9 protein-coding genes, 1 pseudogene and 1 riboswitch are annotated in these 15,894 nt (G+C 65.3%); of the genes and pseudogenes, 9 read left to right on the top strand and 1 reads right to left on the bottom strand.

The window, feature by feature from the left end:
* The first annotated feature begins 2 nt into the window (after positions 1-2).
* Positions 3-214, top strand: a riboswitch (cobalamin riboswitch).
* 96 nt (positions 215-310) lie between these two features.
* The 5 genes and pseudogenes from cobW (at position 311) to JFU57_RS27680 (ending at position 8,772) form a co-directional block, all read left to right on the top strand.
* Complete coding sequence (gene cobW / locus JFU57_RS27700) at positions 311-1,384, top strand: cobalamin biosynthesis protein CobW (RefSeq protein WP_020296890.1); 1,074 nt, start codon at positions 311-313, stop codon at positions 1,382-1,384.
* A 3-nt stretch (positions 1,385-1,387) separates the two neighbouring features.
* Complete coding sequence (gene cobN, locus JFU57_RS27695) at positions 1,388-5,158, top strand: cobaltochelatase subunit CobN (protein ID WP_201131498.1); 3,771 nt, start codon at positions 1,388-1,390, stop codon at positions 5,156-5,158.
* Positions 5,159-5,263: 105 nt separating this feature from the next.
* Positions 5,264-6,268 (top strand): annotated as a pseudogene (locus JFU57_RS27690) (ATP-binding protein); the annotation flags it as partial.
* A 55-nt stretch (positions 6,269-6,323) separates the two neighbouring features.
* Positions 6,324-6,938, top strand: coding sequence for a vWA domain-containing protein (locus JFU57_RS27685; protein ID WP_201131497.1), 615 nt, complete (start codon positions 6,324-6,326; stop codon positions 6,936-6,938).
* 187 nt (positions 6,939-7,125) lie between these two features.
* Entirely contained in the window at positions 7,126-8,772 is a 1,647-nt protein-coding gene (locus JFU57_RS27680; RefSeq protein WP_201131496.1) for a phospholipase D-like domain-containing protein, read from the top strand.
* A 33-nt stretch (positions 8,773-8,805) separates the two neighbouring features.
* Here JFU57_RS27680 and JFU57_RS27675 read toward each other — a convergent pair whose 3' ends face one another.
* Positions 8,806-9,378: a LuxR C-terminal-related transcriptional regulator gene (locus JFU57_RS27675; RefSeq protein ID WP_078468758.1), complete on the bottom strand. Its 573-nt coding sequence runs from the start codon at positions 9,376-9,378 to the stop codon at positions 8,806-8,808.
* Between the two features lie 149 nt (positions 9,379-9,527).
* On the opposite strand from JFU57_RS27675, the gene JFU57_RS27670 reads away from it, so the two are divergent.
* From JFU57_RS27670 to tssI, 4 genes are all read left to right on the top strand, one after another.
* Positions 9,528-10,706 carry an acetyl-CoA acetyltransferase gene (locus JFU57_RS27670; protein WP_078468759.1) on the top strand — a complete coding sequence of 393 codons (1,179 nt, stop codon included), beginning with the start codon at positions 9,528-9,530 and terminating at the stop codon, positions 10,704-10,706.
* A 2-nt stretch (positions 10,707-10,708) separates the two neighbouring features.
* Positions 10,709-12,238, top strand: a complete 1,530-nt coding sequence (locus tag JFU57_RS27665; RefSeq protein WP_201131495.1) for a class I adenylate-forming enzyme family protein — start codon at positions 10,709-10,711, stop codon at positions 12,236-12,238.
* A gap of 42 nt (positions 12,239-12,280) precedes the next feature.
* A complete protein-coding gene (locus tag JFU57_RS27660; RefSeq protein WP_201131494.1) occupies positions 12,281-13,621 on the top strand; it encodes an MFS transporter in 1,341 nt (446 codons plus the stop codon).
* Between the two features lie 189 nt (positions 13,622-13,810).
* Positions 13,811-15,880 (top strand): type VI secretion system Vgr family protein, encoded by a 2,070-nt coding sequence (gene tssI, locus JFU57_RS27655; RefSeq protein WP_078468762.1) that lies wholly within the window; start codon positions 13,811-13,813, stop codon positions 15,878-15,880.
* The last annotated feature ends 14 nt before the right edge of the window (positions 15,881-15,894 follow it).

Genomic DNA, 15,894 nt, shown 5'->3' with positions numbered 1-15,894 from the left:
GCGTAGCCTTGCGCACTCGAGGTTCTTCGGCGCAGTCGGCCGAAGCTAAGAAGGGAACGCGGTCCAAGCCGCGGCTGCCCCCGCAACTGTAAAGGGTCATGGTTGATGCACAGCCACTGCACGCGCTTCAAGGCGTTGGCGGGAAGGCGCGTCAATCGTCGGTTAGCACCGGCACACCCTCAGCCAGGAGACCTGCCTCGTGACGAATTCTCACTACAACCGGGCGGGGTGATCCGGTGGCGAACTCTTCCGCGCAGCCATTGCCGCGGTTTTCGTCCCGTATGCCCGCCACCTTGCCAAAGGGCATCCGATGAAAACACTGGCCAAACTTCCCGTCACCATCGTCACCGGCTTCCTTGGCTCGGGCAAAACCACCTTGCTGCGGCACATGCTCGACAACGCCCAGGGGCGCCGGATCGCGGTGATCGTCAACGAATTTGGCGAACTGGGCATCGACGGTGAAATCCTCAAGCAATGCTCCATCGGCTGCACTGAAGAAGAAGCCAGCGGCCGAGTCTACGAGCTAGCCAACGGCTGCCTGTGCTGCACCGTGCAGGAAGAATTCTTCCCGGTGATGCGCGAATTGGTAGCCCGGCGCGGCGACCTTGACCACATCCTGATCGAAACCTCGGGCCTGGCTCTGCCAAAACCCCTGGTCCAGGCCTTCCAGTGGCCGGAAATCCGCAGCGCCTGCACCGTCGACGCGGTGATCACCGTGGTCGACAGCCCGGCCGTGGCCGCCGGCACCTTCGCCGCCTTCCCGGACCAGGTCGATGCCCAGCGCAAGCTCGACCCCAACCTGGACCACGAATCGCCGCTGCACGAGCTGTTCGCCGACCAACTGGCCAGCGCCGACCTGGTGATTCTCAACAAGGCTGACCTGATCAGCGCCGAAGACCTGGCAAAAGTACGCCTGGAAGTGGCTGAAGAACTGCCGCCAGCGGTCAAGGTCATCGAAGCCAGCAGCGGTCGCCTGCCGCTGGACGTGTTGCTGGGCCTGGGTGCTGGCTCCGAAGAACACATCGACAGCCGTCACAGCCACCACGACCATCACCATGACGGCGACGATGCCGATCATGACGACCACGATCACGACGCTTTCGATTCGATCTCCATCGAACTGCCGCAAGCCGAGGAAAGCCTGCTGCTCGATGCCCTGACCCAACTGGTGGTCAAGCACGGGATCCTGCGGGTCAAGGGGTTTGCCGCCATCCCCAACAAGCCGATGCGCTTGCTGATCCAGGGCGTGGGCACCCGTTTCGACAAGCACTTCGACCGCCAGTGGGGCGCCGACGAGGCCCGAACCACGCGCCTGGTGCTGATTGGCCAGGAGCTGGACGCCGAGCAACTCGAAGCGCAACTGCGCGCCGCCCTCAGCGTTTAACCCATGCACCTGCTCAGGACCCAGCCCGGCGGTTTCGTGTCGGATGACAACATTGCCGACCTTGGACAAACCCCCGCCGAGCTGGTGATTCTGTGCAGCGGCGACTCCAGCCTGGCGCTGCTGGCGGAAGCGGCCCAGCAGTTGCCGGACGACTTCCCGAGTTTTCGCCTGGCCAACCCGATGCAGGTGCAGAACCACGCCTCGGTCGACCTGTATGTCGACCAGGTGCTGCGTCACGCCAAGGTGATCCTGATTTCCCTGCACGGCGGCATCGGCTACTGGCGCTACGGCGTCGAACGCCTGGTGCAACTGGCCGAGCGCGGGGTGCAGCTGATTTTGGTGCCGGGGGATGACCGCCCGGACCCGGAGCTCAGCGACCTGAGCACGGTGCCGGCCGCCGCGCGCGATCGGCTGTGGCACTTCTTGCGCCAGGGCGGGCGCGACAATGCCCTGAATCTGTACCGTTGCCTGGCCGCCAGCCTGCTGGGCCGCGACTATGCCTGGGCCGAGCCGCAGACCCTGCCGCGCACGGCGATTTACCACCCCCATAAAAGCGCCGCGACCCTGGGCGATTGGCAGGCCGACTGGCACGCCGGACAACCGGTGGCGGCGGTGCTGTTTTACCGCTCCCATCTGCAGGCGGCCAATACCGGGTTTATTGATGTGTTTTGCCAGCGTTTGCAGGCGGCCGGGCTCAACCCGTTGCCGATTGCCCTGGCCAGTCTCAAGGAGCCCGGCTGCCTGACGGTGGTCGAAGACTTGCTGGATGAAGTCGAGGCCGGGGTGATTCTGAACACCACCGGCTTTGCCCAGTCCAGCCCCGAAGCCCCGCATCTGCGGCCATTTCGGCGCAATATCCCGGTGATCCAGGCCATCTGCGCCCAGGACAACGAACCCGGCTGGCGCGCCAGCGAACAAGGCCTGGGCCCGCGCGACCTGGCGATGCACATCGCTTTGCCCGAGCTGGACGGGCGCATCATCAGCCGGCCCATCAGCTTCAAGGACCTGGCCTGGCGCAGCGAGCGCAGCCAGTCGGACGTGGTCTGCTACCGGGCCCAGCCCGAGCGCATGGATTTCGTCGCCGAACTGGCGCGGCGCTGGATCGAATTGGCCCGGGTGCCCAACGGGCAAAAGCGCATCGCGCTGATCCTGGCCAACTACCCGACCCGGGACGGGCGCATCGGCAATGGTGTCGGCCTGGATACCCCGGCGGCGGCGCTGAATATCCTGCGCGCCTTGCAGGCCGAGGGCTACCCGCTGAGCACCGAGCTGCCGGCCAGCGGCACGGCGTTGATCCAGCAATTGCTCGGTGGCGTCAGCAATGACCTCGACAGCATCGACCTGCGGCCCTGCGCGCAAAGCCTGGCGCTGGACGACTACCGGCTGATGTTCAACGCCTTGCCCGAAGCCAATCGACAGGCGGTGCAAGCGCGTTGGGGCAGCCCCGAACAGGACCCGATGTTTCGCGGCGGACGGATGATGGTCGCCGGCCTGCGTTTTGGCCTGACCTTTGTCGGTATCCAGCCGGCCCGGGGCTATCAGGTCGATCCCAGTGCGGTCTACCACGACCCGGACCTGGTGCCGCCCCACGGTTACCTGGCGTTCTATTTCTGGCTGCGCCAGGCCTATGGCGCCCACGGACTGATTCACGTCGGTAAGCACGGCAACCTGGAGTGGCTGCCGGGCAAGGGTGTCGGGCTGTCCGAGAGCTGCTGGCCGGATGCATTGCTGGGGCCGCTGCCCAATATCTACCCGTTTATCGTCAATGACCCGGGGGAGGGCGCCCAGGCCAAGCGCCGGACCCAGGCGGTGATCATCGACCACCTGATGCCGCCCCTGACCCGCGCCGAAACCTATGGTCCGCTGCGCGACCTGGAGCTGTTGGCCGACGAGTATTACGAAGCCCAACTGCTGGACCCGCGGCGTGCCCGCGAGTTGCAGCGCGACATTCTCAAGCTGGTGCGGGAAACCCGCATCGACCGCGAATTGCAGCTCGACGAAAAACTCGACAGCGACGCCGATGCGGCGATCTGGCTGCCGCGCCTGGACACCTACCTGTGCGACCTCAAGGAATCGCAGATCCGTGACGGCCTGCACGTGTTCGGCGAATCGCCCACCGGGCGCCTGCGCCTCGACACCCTGCTGGCCCTGCTGCGCATCCCCCGCGGCGATGGCCGGGGCGCGCAGTCGAGCCTGCTGCGGGCCCTGGCCAAGGCTTTCGAGCTGGGGTTCGATCCGCTGGATTGCGCCCTGGCCGAACCCTGGAGCGAACGCCGTCCACCGCTGTTGCAGCAGGTCAGCACTGAGCTGTGGCGCACCGCCGGGGATACCCGCGAGCGCCTCGAACTGTTTGCCGGACAGTTGATCGAAAGTGCCCTGCAAGGGCCGCTGGAGCAACTCGAGGAGCCGGGTTGGGCAGAGGTGAAGGCGATTATCGACGGCCTGCGCGACGTGGTCGCACCGCGCCTGGATGCCTGCGGCCCGGCAGAAATGCGCGGCCTGCTGGATGCCCTGGGCGGGCGCTTCGTGCCGGCAGGGCCCAGTGGTGCGCCGAGTCGCGGACGCCTGGACGTGCTGCCCACCGGACGCAATTTTTTCTCGGTGGACGTGCGCAACCTGCCGACCACCACCGCCTGGCGCATCGGCTTTCAGTCAGCCCATCTGATTCTTGAGCGACACCTGCAGGATCACGGCGACCACCTGCGCCAGCTCGGGCTCTCGGTGTGGGGCACGGCGACCATGCGCACCGGCGGTGATGATATCGCCCAGGCCATGGCCTTGATGGGCGTGCGCCCGGTGTGGGCCACCGGCAGCCAGCGGGTCGATGACTTCGAGATCCTGCCCCTGAGCCTGCTGGACCGGCCTCGGGTCGACGTGACCCTGCGGGTCTCGGGGTTCTTCCGCGACGCCTTCGCCAACCTGATCCGGCTGTTCGATGCCGCGGTGCAGGCAGTGGCGGCGCTGGATGAGCCCGATGACCTCAACCCGCTGGCGGCCAAGGTCCGCGCCGAGCGCCAGAGCCTGCTGGAGGCAGGGCTGGATGCCGACGCGGCGGCGCGCCAGGCCGGCTGGCGGATTTTCGGGGCCAAGCCCGGGGCCTATGGGGCCGGGGTCCAGGGCGCCATCGATGGGCGCCTGTGGCAAAGCCGCGAAGACCTGGCCGAGGTCTACCTCAATTGGGGCGGTTATGCCTACGGCGGCAGTGATGAAGGCACGGCGGCCCGCGAGCAGTTCGCCCAGCGCCTGAGCCAGGTGCAGGCGGTGCTGCAAAACCAGGACAATCGCGAGCACGACCTGCTCGACTCCAACGACTACTACCAGTTCCAGGGCGGCATGCTGGCGGCGGTGGAAAGCCTCAGCGGGGCCAAGGCCGCCAGTTACCATGGCGACCACAGCCAGCCGGACCTGCCGAAAATCCGCAGTCTCAAGGAGGAGTTGAACCGGGTGATCCGTTCCCGGGCGGCCAATCCGAAGTGGATCGAGGGGGTCAAGCGCCATGGCTATAAAGGCGCTTTTGAAATGGCCGCGACCGTGGATAATCTGTTCGCCTTCGACGCCACCACCGAACTGATCGATGACCACCAATACGCCTTGCTGGCTGACGCCTATGTGCTTGACCCGTCGACCCGCGAGTTTATCCGGCAGCACAACCCCCATGCCCTGCGCGACATGACCGAACGCCTGCTCGAAGCCCAGCAGCGTGGTCTGTGGCAAGAGCCTGGCGAGTACCGCGAGGCCCTGGAAAACCTGCTGCTGGACATTGAAGAGAGCTAGCGGCACCTGTAGCCGCTGCCGCAGGCTGCGCTGGCCGGCACAAACCACACACAACCAGCGCTCACCCCAATCTTTACGCACCCAGGCCCTGACCGAGACCCCGACATGAGCGATACCCCACATTTTCCGCTGTCCGCCGTGGTTGGCGCCGATGACCTGAAACTGGCGCTGTGCCTGACTGCCATCGATCCGAAAATCGGTGGGGTGCTGATCGAAGGGCCACGGGGCATGGCCAAGTCGACTCTGGCCCGGGGGCTGGCGGATCTATTGGCCAGCGGGCAATTTGTCACCTTGCCCCTGGGCGCGACCGAAGAGCGGCTGGTGGGCACCCTGGATCTGGATGCCGCGCTGGGCGAGGGCCGGGCGCAGTTTTCCCCCGGGGTACTGGCCAAGGCCGATGGCGGCGTGCTGTACGTCGATGAGGTCAACCTGCTGCCCGATCATCTGGTGGACCTGTTGCTGGACGTCGCCGCCAGCGGCACCAACCTCATCGAGCGTGACGGCATTTCCCATCGGCATTCGGCGAAGTTCGTGCTGATCGGCACCATGAACCCGGAGGAGGGCGAGCTGCGCCCGCAACTGCTCGACCGCTTCGGTCTGAATGTGGCGCTGGGTGGGCAGACGCCGCCGAGCGAGCGCGGGCAGATCATTCGTCGGCGCCTGGATTTCGACAGTGATCCCCAGGGTTTCTGCGAGCAGTGGGCGCCGCAGCAAGTGGCGCTGCGTGAGCGCTGCCAGGGCGCACGGGAGTTGCTGGGGCAGATCGCCCTGGACGATGGGGCTCTGGCGCAGATCACCGAGCGCTGTTTCGCCGCTGGGGTCGACGGCCTGCGCGCCGACCTGGTGTGGTTGCGCGCGGCCCGGGCCCATGCCGCCTGGCGCGGGGCAACGGCGATCACTGGGCAGGATATCGACGCCGTGGCCGAGTTTGCGTTGCGCCATCGCCGTCGCGACACCCCGCCGGCGGCGGCAGACCAGCCCCAATCTTCCCAGGCGCCGTCTGCGACTCAGCAGCAAGCCGCCACGGGCCAGGGCCAATGGGGCGAAATGCCGGCCCAGGCCCAAGCCACCGGCATGCGCCGTGAAGTGCCGAGCTGGCCAAAAAGCCCTAGGCATCCGCCCTCGCTCTGCCGCGGGGGCGGATGCCAGGCCCCAGGCAGGGAGGTTGGACCAGGGACGGCAGGGTCGGGGCCGGGCGGCGCCTGAGGGCACGATCAACTGGCCCGGGACCTTGCTCAATGGTCGGCCACAGGTGCGCGAGGATCTGCTGTATCGCCTGCGCAGTCGCACGGCCCATGAGCTGTGGCTGGTGATTGTCGACGCCTCGGCTTCGACCCGCCGGCATTCGGCGCTGAGTGATGCCAAGGGGCTGCTGGCGCAACTGTTCGACGACGCCTACCGCCAGCGCGCCCGGCTGGCGCTGCTGACCGCCAGTGGCCGCACACCGAGCTGGCAGGTCCAGGGTTTGAAGGCTTCGGCGGATTTGCGCCAGTGGCTGGACGGGCTTGGCGCGGGTGGCGGAACGCCCTTGCTGCAGGCGCTGGAAGAAGCCGCGCAATGGCTGGCCCGGCGCCAACGGCGTTTTCCGGCAGAGCAGCAGCGGGTCTTGCTTATCACCGACGGCCGACTGAAAAGCCTGCCGCCGCAGACCCCCCTCAACTGCCCGGCATTGCTGATCGACATCGAGCGCGGCCCCATCCGCCTCGCCCGCGCCCAGCAACTGGCCACTGCCCTGGGCGCCGAATACCGTCATATCGACCAGATGCCCCCAACTGCCTGACACAACTCCTGTAGCCGCTGCCGATAGGCTGCGCTGTCCCTCACAACCGCCGTAATTCACCTGACACGCCACGGCGTCTGTGCTGCCCAGCGCAGCCTGCTGGCTGCGGCTACGGGTGTCCGTCGCGGGCGCAGGCCGGGGGGCGGTTCAGGGGCTACGCTTGGTCCACCGTCACAGGAGTGAATGTATGCGGGTACTGGTGAGTAACGACAAGGATGATTTTCGGGTCAAGGCTTATGCCGGGACTAACGGGGTGTTGCTGGCCATGGACCTGGATCCCGCGCGGCGCAAGGGGTTGCTGGGGTTTGCCATTGAAAAGCGCAGCGCCACCAAGCCCTGGCTGTTTCTGTTCAACAGCCTGACTTTCCCCGGCAAGGCCCACAGTTTCCCTCAGTACAACGCCACGCCGAGCGATCAGGCGCCGCTGCAAAAATTTCGCTGGGCCGATTACGCGGTCAACCCCGGGGCGACCATGGATTACCGGGTGCACCTGGCCTATGGCAGCCCGGATGCGCCGCAACTGGGGGAGTCGCTGCAGGTCACGGTCACGGCCGATAACGGCCTGCCGCCGGGGCAGCGGGTGATCTTCAATCGAGCGGTGGCCGCCAGCCAGGCGTTTTCGCGCAAGTTTCCCGAGCTGGATGCGCTGATCAGCGCCAACAAGCACCTGCCCATCGAAGCCTGGCCCGAGGCGCCCCGGCAATGGCTGGAAAACGGCCTGCTCGGCGAGCTGCTGGGGTTTATCGAACGTGCGGTGGATGCGCACTGGGCGCTGGACATCGCAATCTACGAATACCAGCTGCAGTCGATCATCGACGCGGTCAATGCCGCCTTCGACCGTGGCGCCAGAGTGCGGGTGCTGTACCACGCCCAGCCCGGGGATGCGGACACGGCGCTGAATCAGGCCAATCTGCAGCACCTGCCGCCGGCCAATGCGCGCGGGCGGGTGACCCACAGCATTTTCCATGACAAGTTCATCGTCCTCAGCCAGCTCGACGCCAACGGCACGGCGCAGCCGGCCGCCGTGCTCTGTGGCAGCACCAACTTCACCGCCAACGGGGTCTACCGCCAGGCCAACGTGGTGCACGTGCTGGACAACCCCAGCCTGGCCGCGAGCTACCTGGAGGTATTCGAGCACATCTGGGCCGCCCCGGCAGACGTCGGCGCGACGCGCAAATGGCTGACCCAGCACAACCCGATGCGGCTGGACACGCCGCTGTTTGCCGGGTTTTCCCCGCGCTCGGGGCAGGGCGACCTGCAAGCCTTTGTCGAGATCATCAACGCCTCGAAAAAGGACCTGCTGTTCGTCACCGCATTCACCCTGCCGGACATGATCCTCAACGCCTTGCTCGGCCAGCCCTACGACGACGTGCTGCGTTACGGCCTGCAAAACACCGCCAGCCGCATCACCGGTTTCCATGCCGACCGCAGCGCCGAGTTCGCCGCCACCGCGTTGCTCAACGATGGCCTGGAAGGCTGGCTGAAGGAAGGACTGAAGGGCCAGAAGGGCAATTTGCTGGTGCACACCAAGGCCATCGTCAGCGACTTCACCAGCGACGCGCCGGTGATCATCAGCGGCAGCCACAACCTCAGCGCCGCCGCGAGCAATGGCAATGACGAGAACTTTCTGATCATCCGTGGCGACACCAACCTGGCGGACCGTTACGGCCTGGAGTTGCTGCGTTTTTACGAGCATTACCGCTTTCGCTATTACGCGAAGAAGCTGGCGCTCAAGCAGGTCCAGCCATTGGCGGTGGATGATGCCTGGAGTGACGATTACTACCGCGAGGGCGACTTGCGCCAGTTGTCGCGGCTGCGCTTTGCCGGGCGCTGAGGCCGCCCGGGGCCTGGCTTGGGCCGGGCCCGCTCAATTGACGAAAATGATCTTCGAGACCAGTTCCGCACTGTTTTTGGCTTGCAGTTTTTTCATCAGCCGCGCGCGGTGGACTTCCACCGTGCGGTGGGAGATCGCCAGTTTCTTCGCCACTTCCTTGCAGGTCAGGCCGTTGACGATATGCATCGACACTTCGCGTTCGCGGGGGGTGAGGTTGACCGTGGCGTGGTGCGGGCGGTCCATGCGCTCGAAGTGCCAGATCATCAGCTTGAACGGGTCGTCCAGGGTCAGGGTGTAGCCATGGGCCTTGGCCCAGAACACTTCGCCGCTCTTGTGCTGCATGAAGCGTTCGTCGGAATAGGCGCAGCTGTTGCTGTTGAGCAACCAGTTGCGGCTGCGGTTGCCGATGGTGGTGTAGTCCGCCTGAGAGGGGTAGATCAGCAGGGTCAGGTGGCCCACGAGTTCTTCATGGGAGTAGCCGAACAGCTGCAGGAAGGCCTCATTGCAGTCGAGCATCACCCGGTGGCCGGTGATCAGCTGCGGGGCGGGAGACATTTGGAACGCCAGGCGCTCAAGGTCATTTTTCTGTTGGGCGAAAGCGTTCATTGGGCATCCTGCCTCGATGTGAATTCGCAGTCGGGGTGCTGCTCCCCGGCGCGGCTACTTATCCATGTACGTAGTTGCACGAACTAGCGAGGGGTTCGTGCTGGAGGCATTGTAAGGAATGCCTGTGACAAGCAAAGAAGAAAATCGCCATGACCCATGATTCCGTATCCATCGTCGCCGCCGGACACACCCCCTTTGGCCGGCTGGACGGTCGCACCCTGGAAGACCTGATCGTTCAGGTCAGCCGCGAGGCCCTGGCGGACGCCGCCATCGATGCATCGGAGATCGATGCGCTGTTCCTCGGGCACTTCAACGCCGGGATGGTGCCCGACGCGTTCCCCGCGTCCTTGCTGATGCAGGCCGACCCGGGCCTGCGCTTCAAGCCGGCCACCCGCTGCGAGAACGCCTGCGCCTCGGGCTCGGCGGCGATCCAGGCGGGGATCAACGCCATCCTTTCCGGCGCTGCCGAGCTGGTGCTGGTGGTGGGGGCCGAGAAGATGACCCACAACTCCACGGCCGAGGTCACCCAGGCCCTGGCGGGCGCCGGCTACCAGAACGACGTCGAAGAGGCGGGGCTGAGTTTCCCCCAGTTGTTCGGCCTGGCCGCCGAGCAGTACCGCGATCGCTATCAGTGCCCGATGGCCTCGATGGCCGCCATCGCCACCAAAAACCACTCCAACGCCATGGCCAACCCTTTGGCGCAGATGCACCGGGTCATGGATTTCGAGCATTGCAACAACGTGTCCAAGAGCAACCCCTATGTAGCGCCATCGCTGCGCCTGACCGATTGCTCGCTGATCAGTGACGGCGCGGCGGCCATTGTGCTGGCCTCGTCCAAGCGCGCCCGGCTGTTTCGGCGTGATGTGCTGATTCGCGCCGCGACCCAGGTCAATGACTTCCTGCCGATCGCCCAGCGCGACCTGCTGGCCTTCGAGGGCCCGCAGCGGGCGATTCACTCGGCGCTGCGGGGGGCCAGCCTGACCTTGACCGACTTGAGCTTTGCCGAGGTCCACGATTGCTTCACCATCGCCGAACTGCTGATTTATGAAGCCATGGGCCTGGCGCCCAAGGGCGAGGGGCATCGGGCCCTGGACGACGGCATCGTCCGCGCCGGTGGCCGCCTGCCGGTAAACCTGTCCGGCGGACTCAAGGCCAAGGGGCATCCGGTGGGCGCGACCGGGGTGTCAATGCACGCCCTGGCGTTCCGCCAACTGACCGGCGAGCCAATCGGGATCGCCGTGCCGGGCCCGGAGTTCGGGCTGGTGTTCAACATGGGCGGCATGGCGGTGGCCAACTATGCCTCGGTGCTTCAGGCACTCAGGGCCTGAGCATGAATATCGCCAACTGGTTACTGGATGCCGGTCGTCGCTGGCCCGAGCGCCCGGCGTTGTTCAGCGGCGCGCGGGCAGTGGCCGACTATCGCACCTTTGCCGCCCACGCCGCGCAGCGTGCGGCCGAGCTGGTGCAGCAGCACGGTATTGCGCCGGGCGAGCGTGTCGCCTTGTTCATGAAAAACAGCTGCCACTACCTGGAGTTGCTGTATGCCATCTGGTGGGCGGGCGCAGTGGCGGTGCCGATCAATAGCCGGCTGCACCCGGCCGAAGCCGCGTGGATCGCCGACAACGCCCAGGCGCGGCTGATCTTCACCGATGACGGTCAGGTGTTCGAGCCCCAGGCGCTGACGCCGCCGTGCCGGGAGCTGGCCCTGAGCGCCTGCGGGCCGCTGGCCGAGAGCCTCGGCAGCCCATGCCCGCGTCAGTCCGAGGACCTGGCGTGGTTGTTCTACACCTCCGGCACCACCGGGCGCTCCAAGGGGGTGATGCTGTCCCACGGCAACCTCAGCGCCATGTCCCTGTGCTACCCGATCGATGTCGACCCGGTAGCCGCCGGGGATGCGGTGGTCTATGCCGCGCCGATGTCCCACGGCGCCGGGCTGTACAACTTTATTCATGTGCGCTGCGGTGCGCGGCATGTGGTGCCCGAGTCCCGCGGGTTCAAGGCCGAGGAGCTGTTCGCCCTGGCCAGTGAGCTGGGGCAGGTCAGCCTGTTTGCCGCGCCGACCATGGTCAAACGCATGGTCGAGCAGGCGCGGGCCCAGGGTTATGCCGGGGCGGGGATCAAGACCATCGTCTACGGCGGAGCCCCGATGTACCTCGCGGACTTGCGCGAAGCCCTCGCCACCTTTGGCCCGCGACTGGTGCAGATCTACGGCCAGGGCGAAAGCCCGATGACCATCAGCGCCTTGCCCCGCGAACTGATCGCCGACTGCGACCGCGCCGACTGGGCGGCCCTGGCGTCGTCGGTGGGGCGTGCCCACTCGTGCGTCGAAATCAGCATTCGCGACCCTCAGGGCGCGCCGCTGCCCGCTGGCCAACCCGGTGAAATCGCCGTGCGCGGCGCCACGGTGATGCTCGGTTACTGGCGCAATGCGCGGGCCACCCGCGAGGCCCTGGTGCAGGGCTGGTTGTTGACCGGGGACATCGGCTACCTCGACTGCGCGGGTTACCTGACCCTGACCGATCGCTCCAAGGATGTGATCATTTCCGGTGGCAGCAACATCTACCCGCGCGAGGTGGAGGAGGCGCTGGCCCAGCACCCGGCGGTGTTTGAAGTTTGCGTGGTGGGTGAGCCGCACCCGCAATGGGGCGAGTCGGTGGTAGCCTTCGTCGTTGCGCGCGACGGCGCGGTGCTTGATCAACAGCAACTCAACGCCTGGTTTGTGCAGCGCATGGCCTCGTTCAAGAAGCCGACGAAGTACGTGTTTCGCAAAGAATTACCCCGCAACAGTTACGGCAAGATCCTCAAGACCGAACTGCGTCTGTCGTTGATGGAGGCGGTGAGCGTTTCAGTGACGCCTTGAGGCGTGTTTTTCATGGATAGCGACAAGACAGGAGTCCACACAATGGATCTGCAACAGAAAAACCCGGCCCGGCAACGGCGCCGGGCGTTTATCGGTGCCACGTCGGGGCACCTCATCGAGTGGTACGACTACGGCGTCTACGGCTTTCTCGCGGTGTACATCGGCAAGGCATTTTTCGTCTCCGACGACCCGACCACCAGCCTGCTGGCGAGTTTCGCCGCCTTTGCCCTGAGCTTTTTCATCCGGCCCCTGGGTGGTCTGTTTTTCGGTCCGCTGGCGGACAAGATCGGCCGGCGCAAGACCCTGATCACGGTACTGGTGATGATGGCCGGCTCCACCTGCCTGCTGGGGCTGTTGCCGACCTATGCCTCGATCGGGATCGCCGCGCCGATCATCCTGGTGTTGATTCGCTGCGTGCAGGGCTTCTCGGCCGGTGGCGAGATCGGCACCATCACCAGCTTTATTTCCGAGTACGCCGGACCCGGGCGCCGTGGGTTTGCCACCTGCTGGCTGATGGTCACCGCGGTGCTCGGGCTGTTGCTGGGCGGGGCGGTGGCCAATGGCATGACCTGGGCCCTGGGCGCGGACCTGATGCAGGCCTGGGGCTGGCGCATTCCGTTTCTGATTGCCGCGCCCCTGGGCCTGGTCTCGATGTACATCCGCCTGCGGCTCGAGGACAGCCCCGAGTTCCTGGCCCTGCAACGCGCCGGACAAACGTCCAGGGCGCCGCTGCGTGAGGTCTGGCAATGGAAGCGGGCGATTGCCCTGGTGTTCTTCATCATCACCTTGCACAGCTCGATCTTTTACCTGGTGCTGACCTTCGCCTCGACCTACATGTCGAGCATCCTCAAGTTCGACAGTGGCACCACCCTGTTGTACGTGTTCGTCGCCAGCTTCTCGGCGGCGTTCGTCATGCCGTTCGGCGGGGCCTTTACCGACCGATACGGACGCAAGCCGTTTTTGCTGGTGGTCGGGATCCTGGCCACGCTGGCGATGTTCTGGTTCTTCAAGTCGGCCCCGACCGCGACGCCCACCTCGTTTTTCTTCCCGCTGATGGCGGTGGCGATCCTGTTCGGGCTTTACGCTTCCTCGACCTACGCCCTGATGAGCGAGCTGTTGCCGACGCGGATCCGCTCCACGGGCATCGCGGTGGCCTACAACATCCCGGTGGCAGTGTTTGGCGGCAGCGCGCCGCTGATTTCCACCTGGCTGATCAAGCTTACCGGTGACATCACTTCGCCCTGGTACTTCTACATCGGCACCGGCGTGGTGTCGCTGATTGCCTTGGTGGTACTGCGCCAGGACGACTTTGTGGCCCGCGCGGCCAGCGCCGAACCGCCTTTCGCCCCGGCCCCCGGTGCGTTGCTGACCCCGGTGCGCTGAAGACCTGTCGGACTCGGGCCGCGGCTGCGGCCTGAGTCACAAATCCTTGATTGTCTTCAGATTCTTCCTGGTCGATGTGGTTATAAATCTGGCGCTGGGTCCGCGCATTCTGAATAATGCGGGTTTGGGTGCACCCTGGGTCCCGCGGACCGACAGGGTACCGTCCCTCATCGTCAGGCAAGGATCGCAATGAATCTCACTCAGCAGGCCCGAGTGGTCAAGCTCATCAGCCCGTTGGGCGCCGATGTCCTGCAACTCGACCGAATGGATGGCAATGAAGCCCTGGGCCGTCCCTTCGAATACGAGCTGGCGCTGGTTTCCAAACACCATTCGTTGCCGCTGAACGCCTTGCTCGGCCAGCCGGTGAGCCTGTCCATCGAGCAATACGACGGCTCCCTGCGCTACTTCCACGGCATTGTCAGCCGCTGCGGGCAGACTGCCGGCAGTGGGCAGTTTGCCGGTTATCGGCTGTCGGTCCGGCCCTGGCTGTGGCTGCTGAGCCGCACCTCCGATTGCCGGATCTTCCAGAACCGCACGGTGCCGGACATCGTCATGCAAGTGTTTCGCGACCTGGGCTTCACCGACTTCGAAGACGCTCTGACCCGCACCTACCGCGAGTGGGAATACTGCGTGCAGTACCGCGAGACCGCCTTCGATTTCGTCAGCCGCCTGCTGGAGCAGGAGGGCATCTACTATTTCTTCCGCCATGAGGCGGGGCGCCATGTGCTGGTGCTGGCCGACGACTACGGCGCCCACAGCACGGCGCCCGGTTACGCCAGCGTGCCGTACTACCCGCTCAAGGACCGGATCCGCGAGCGCGACCACATCTTCGACTGGCACCTGGACCACGAGGTGCAGCCCGGCTCCCTGGAGCTCAGCGATTACGATTTCCAGCGCCCCAGCACCCGTTTGGAAGTGCGCTCCACGGTGCCGCGCCCCCACAGCAACGGCGACTACCCGCTGTACGACTACCCCGGCGAATACGTGCAGGCCGAGGATGGCGAGCAGTACGCGCGCAACCGCATCGAAGCGATCCAGACCCAGTACGAGCGCATTGTCATGCACGGCAACGCCCGGGGCATTGGCAGCGGGCATCTGTTCAGCCTGACCGGCTACCCCCGGCTCGACCAGAACCGCGAGTACCTGGTGGCCACCGCCCGTTACCGGATCAGCCAGGAGGCCTACGAATCGGGCGCCGCCGATGGCGATTTTCAGTTTGAAAGCACCCTGGATTGCATCGACGCCACCCAGGTCTTCCGTCCGCTGCCGCTGACCCCGCAACCCCTGGTGCGCGGCCCGCAGACCGCGATGGTGGTGGGCCCCGCCGGCGAGGAAATCTGGACCGATAAATTCGGCCGGGTGAAGGTGCATTTCTATTGGGATCGCCACGACCGCTCGGATGAAAACAGCTCGTGCTGGATCCGCGTCTCGCAAAGCTGGGCCGGCAAAAACTGGGGCGCGATGCACATTCCACGCATCGGCCAGGAAGTGATCGTCAGCTTCCTCGAAGGCGACCCCGACCGCCCGATCATCACCGGCCGGGTGTACAACGCTGAGCAGACGGTGCCCTACGACCTGCCGGCCAACGCCACCCAGAGCGGGATCAAGAGCCGTTCAAGCAAGGGCGGCACGCCGGCCAACTTCAATGAAATCCGCATGGAGGACAAGAAGGGCGAGGAGCAGCTGTTTATCCATGCCGAGAAGAACCAGGACATCGAGGTCGAGAACGACGAAACCCACTGGGTGGGCCGCGACCGTGCGAAAACCATCGACCGCGACGAGACCGTGCACGTCCACCGGGACCGCACCGAAACCGTGGACAACAACGAGACCATCACGGTCCACGCCAACCGCAAGAAGACCGTGGACCTGAACGAGACGGTGCTGATCGGCATGAACAAGTCCGAGACCATTCTCATGGCCTCGCTGCAGAACGTCGGCATGGGCCGCATGGAAAACGTCGGGCTCGGGTACAGCCTCAACGTCGGCATGATGATGAACACCTTTGTCGGGCTGAACCAGACCACCCAGATCGGCAAGAAAAACGTGATCTCGGCCGGTGAAAGCTATCACCTGGCGGTGGGCGGCAGCGACGATGGCTCGACCATCACCCTGGACGGCAAGAGCCTCAAGCTCGGCAGCCAAACCATCGAACTCACGGCCGACAAGGAGATCCGCCTGACCTGCGGCCAGAGCACGATCCGCATCACGCCCTCGGAGATCGAGATTCTCTCGCCGAATGTCGATATCAACTGCTAGCACACCCTCAGGTA

This window comes from Pseudomonas sp. TH07 (assembly GCF_016651285.1).
Taxonomy (GTDB): domain Bacteria; phylum Pseudomonadota; class Gammaproteobacteria; order Pseudomonadales; family Pseudomonadaceae; genus Aquipseudomonas.
This window is presented reverse-complemented; position numbering and strand designations above follow the sequence as displayed.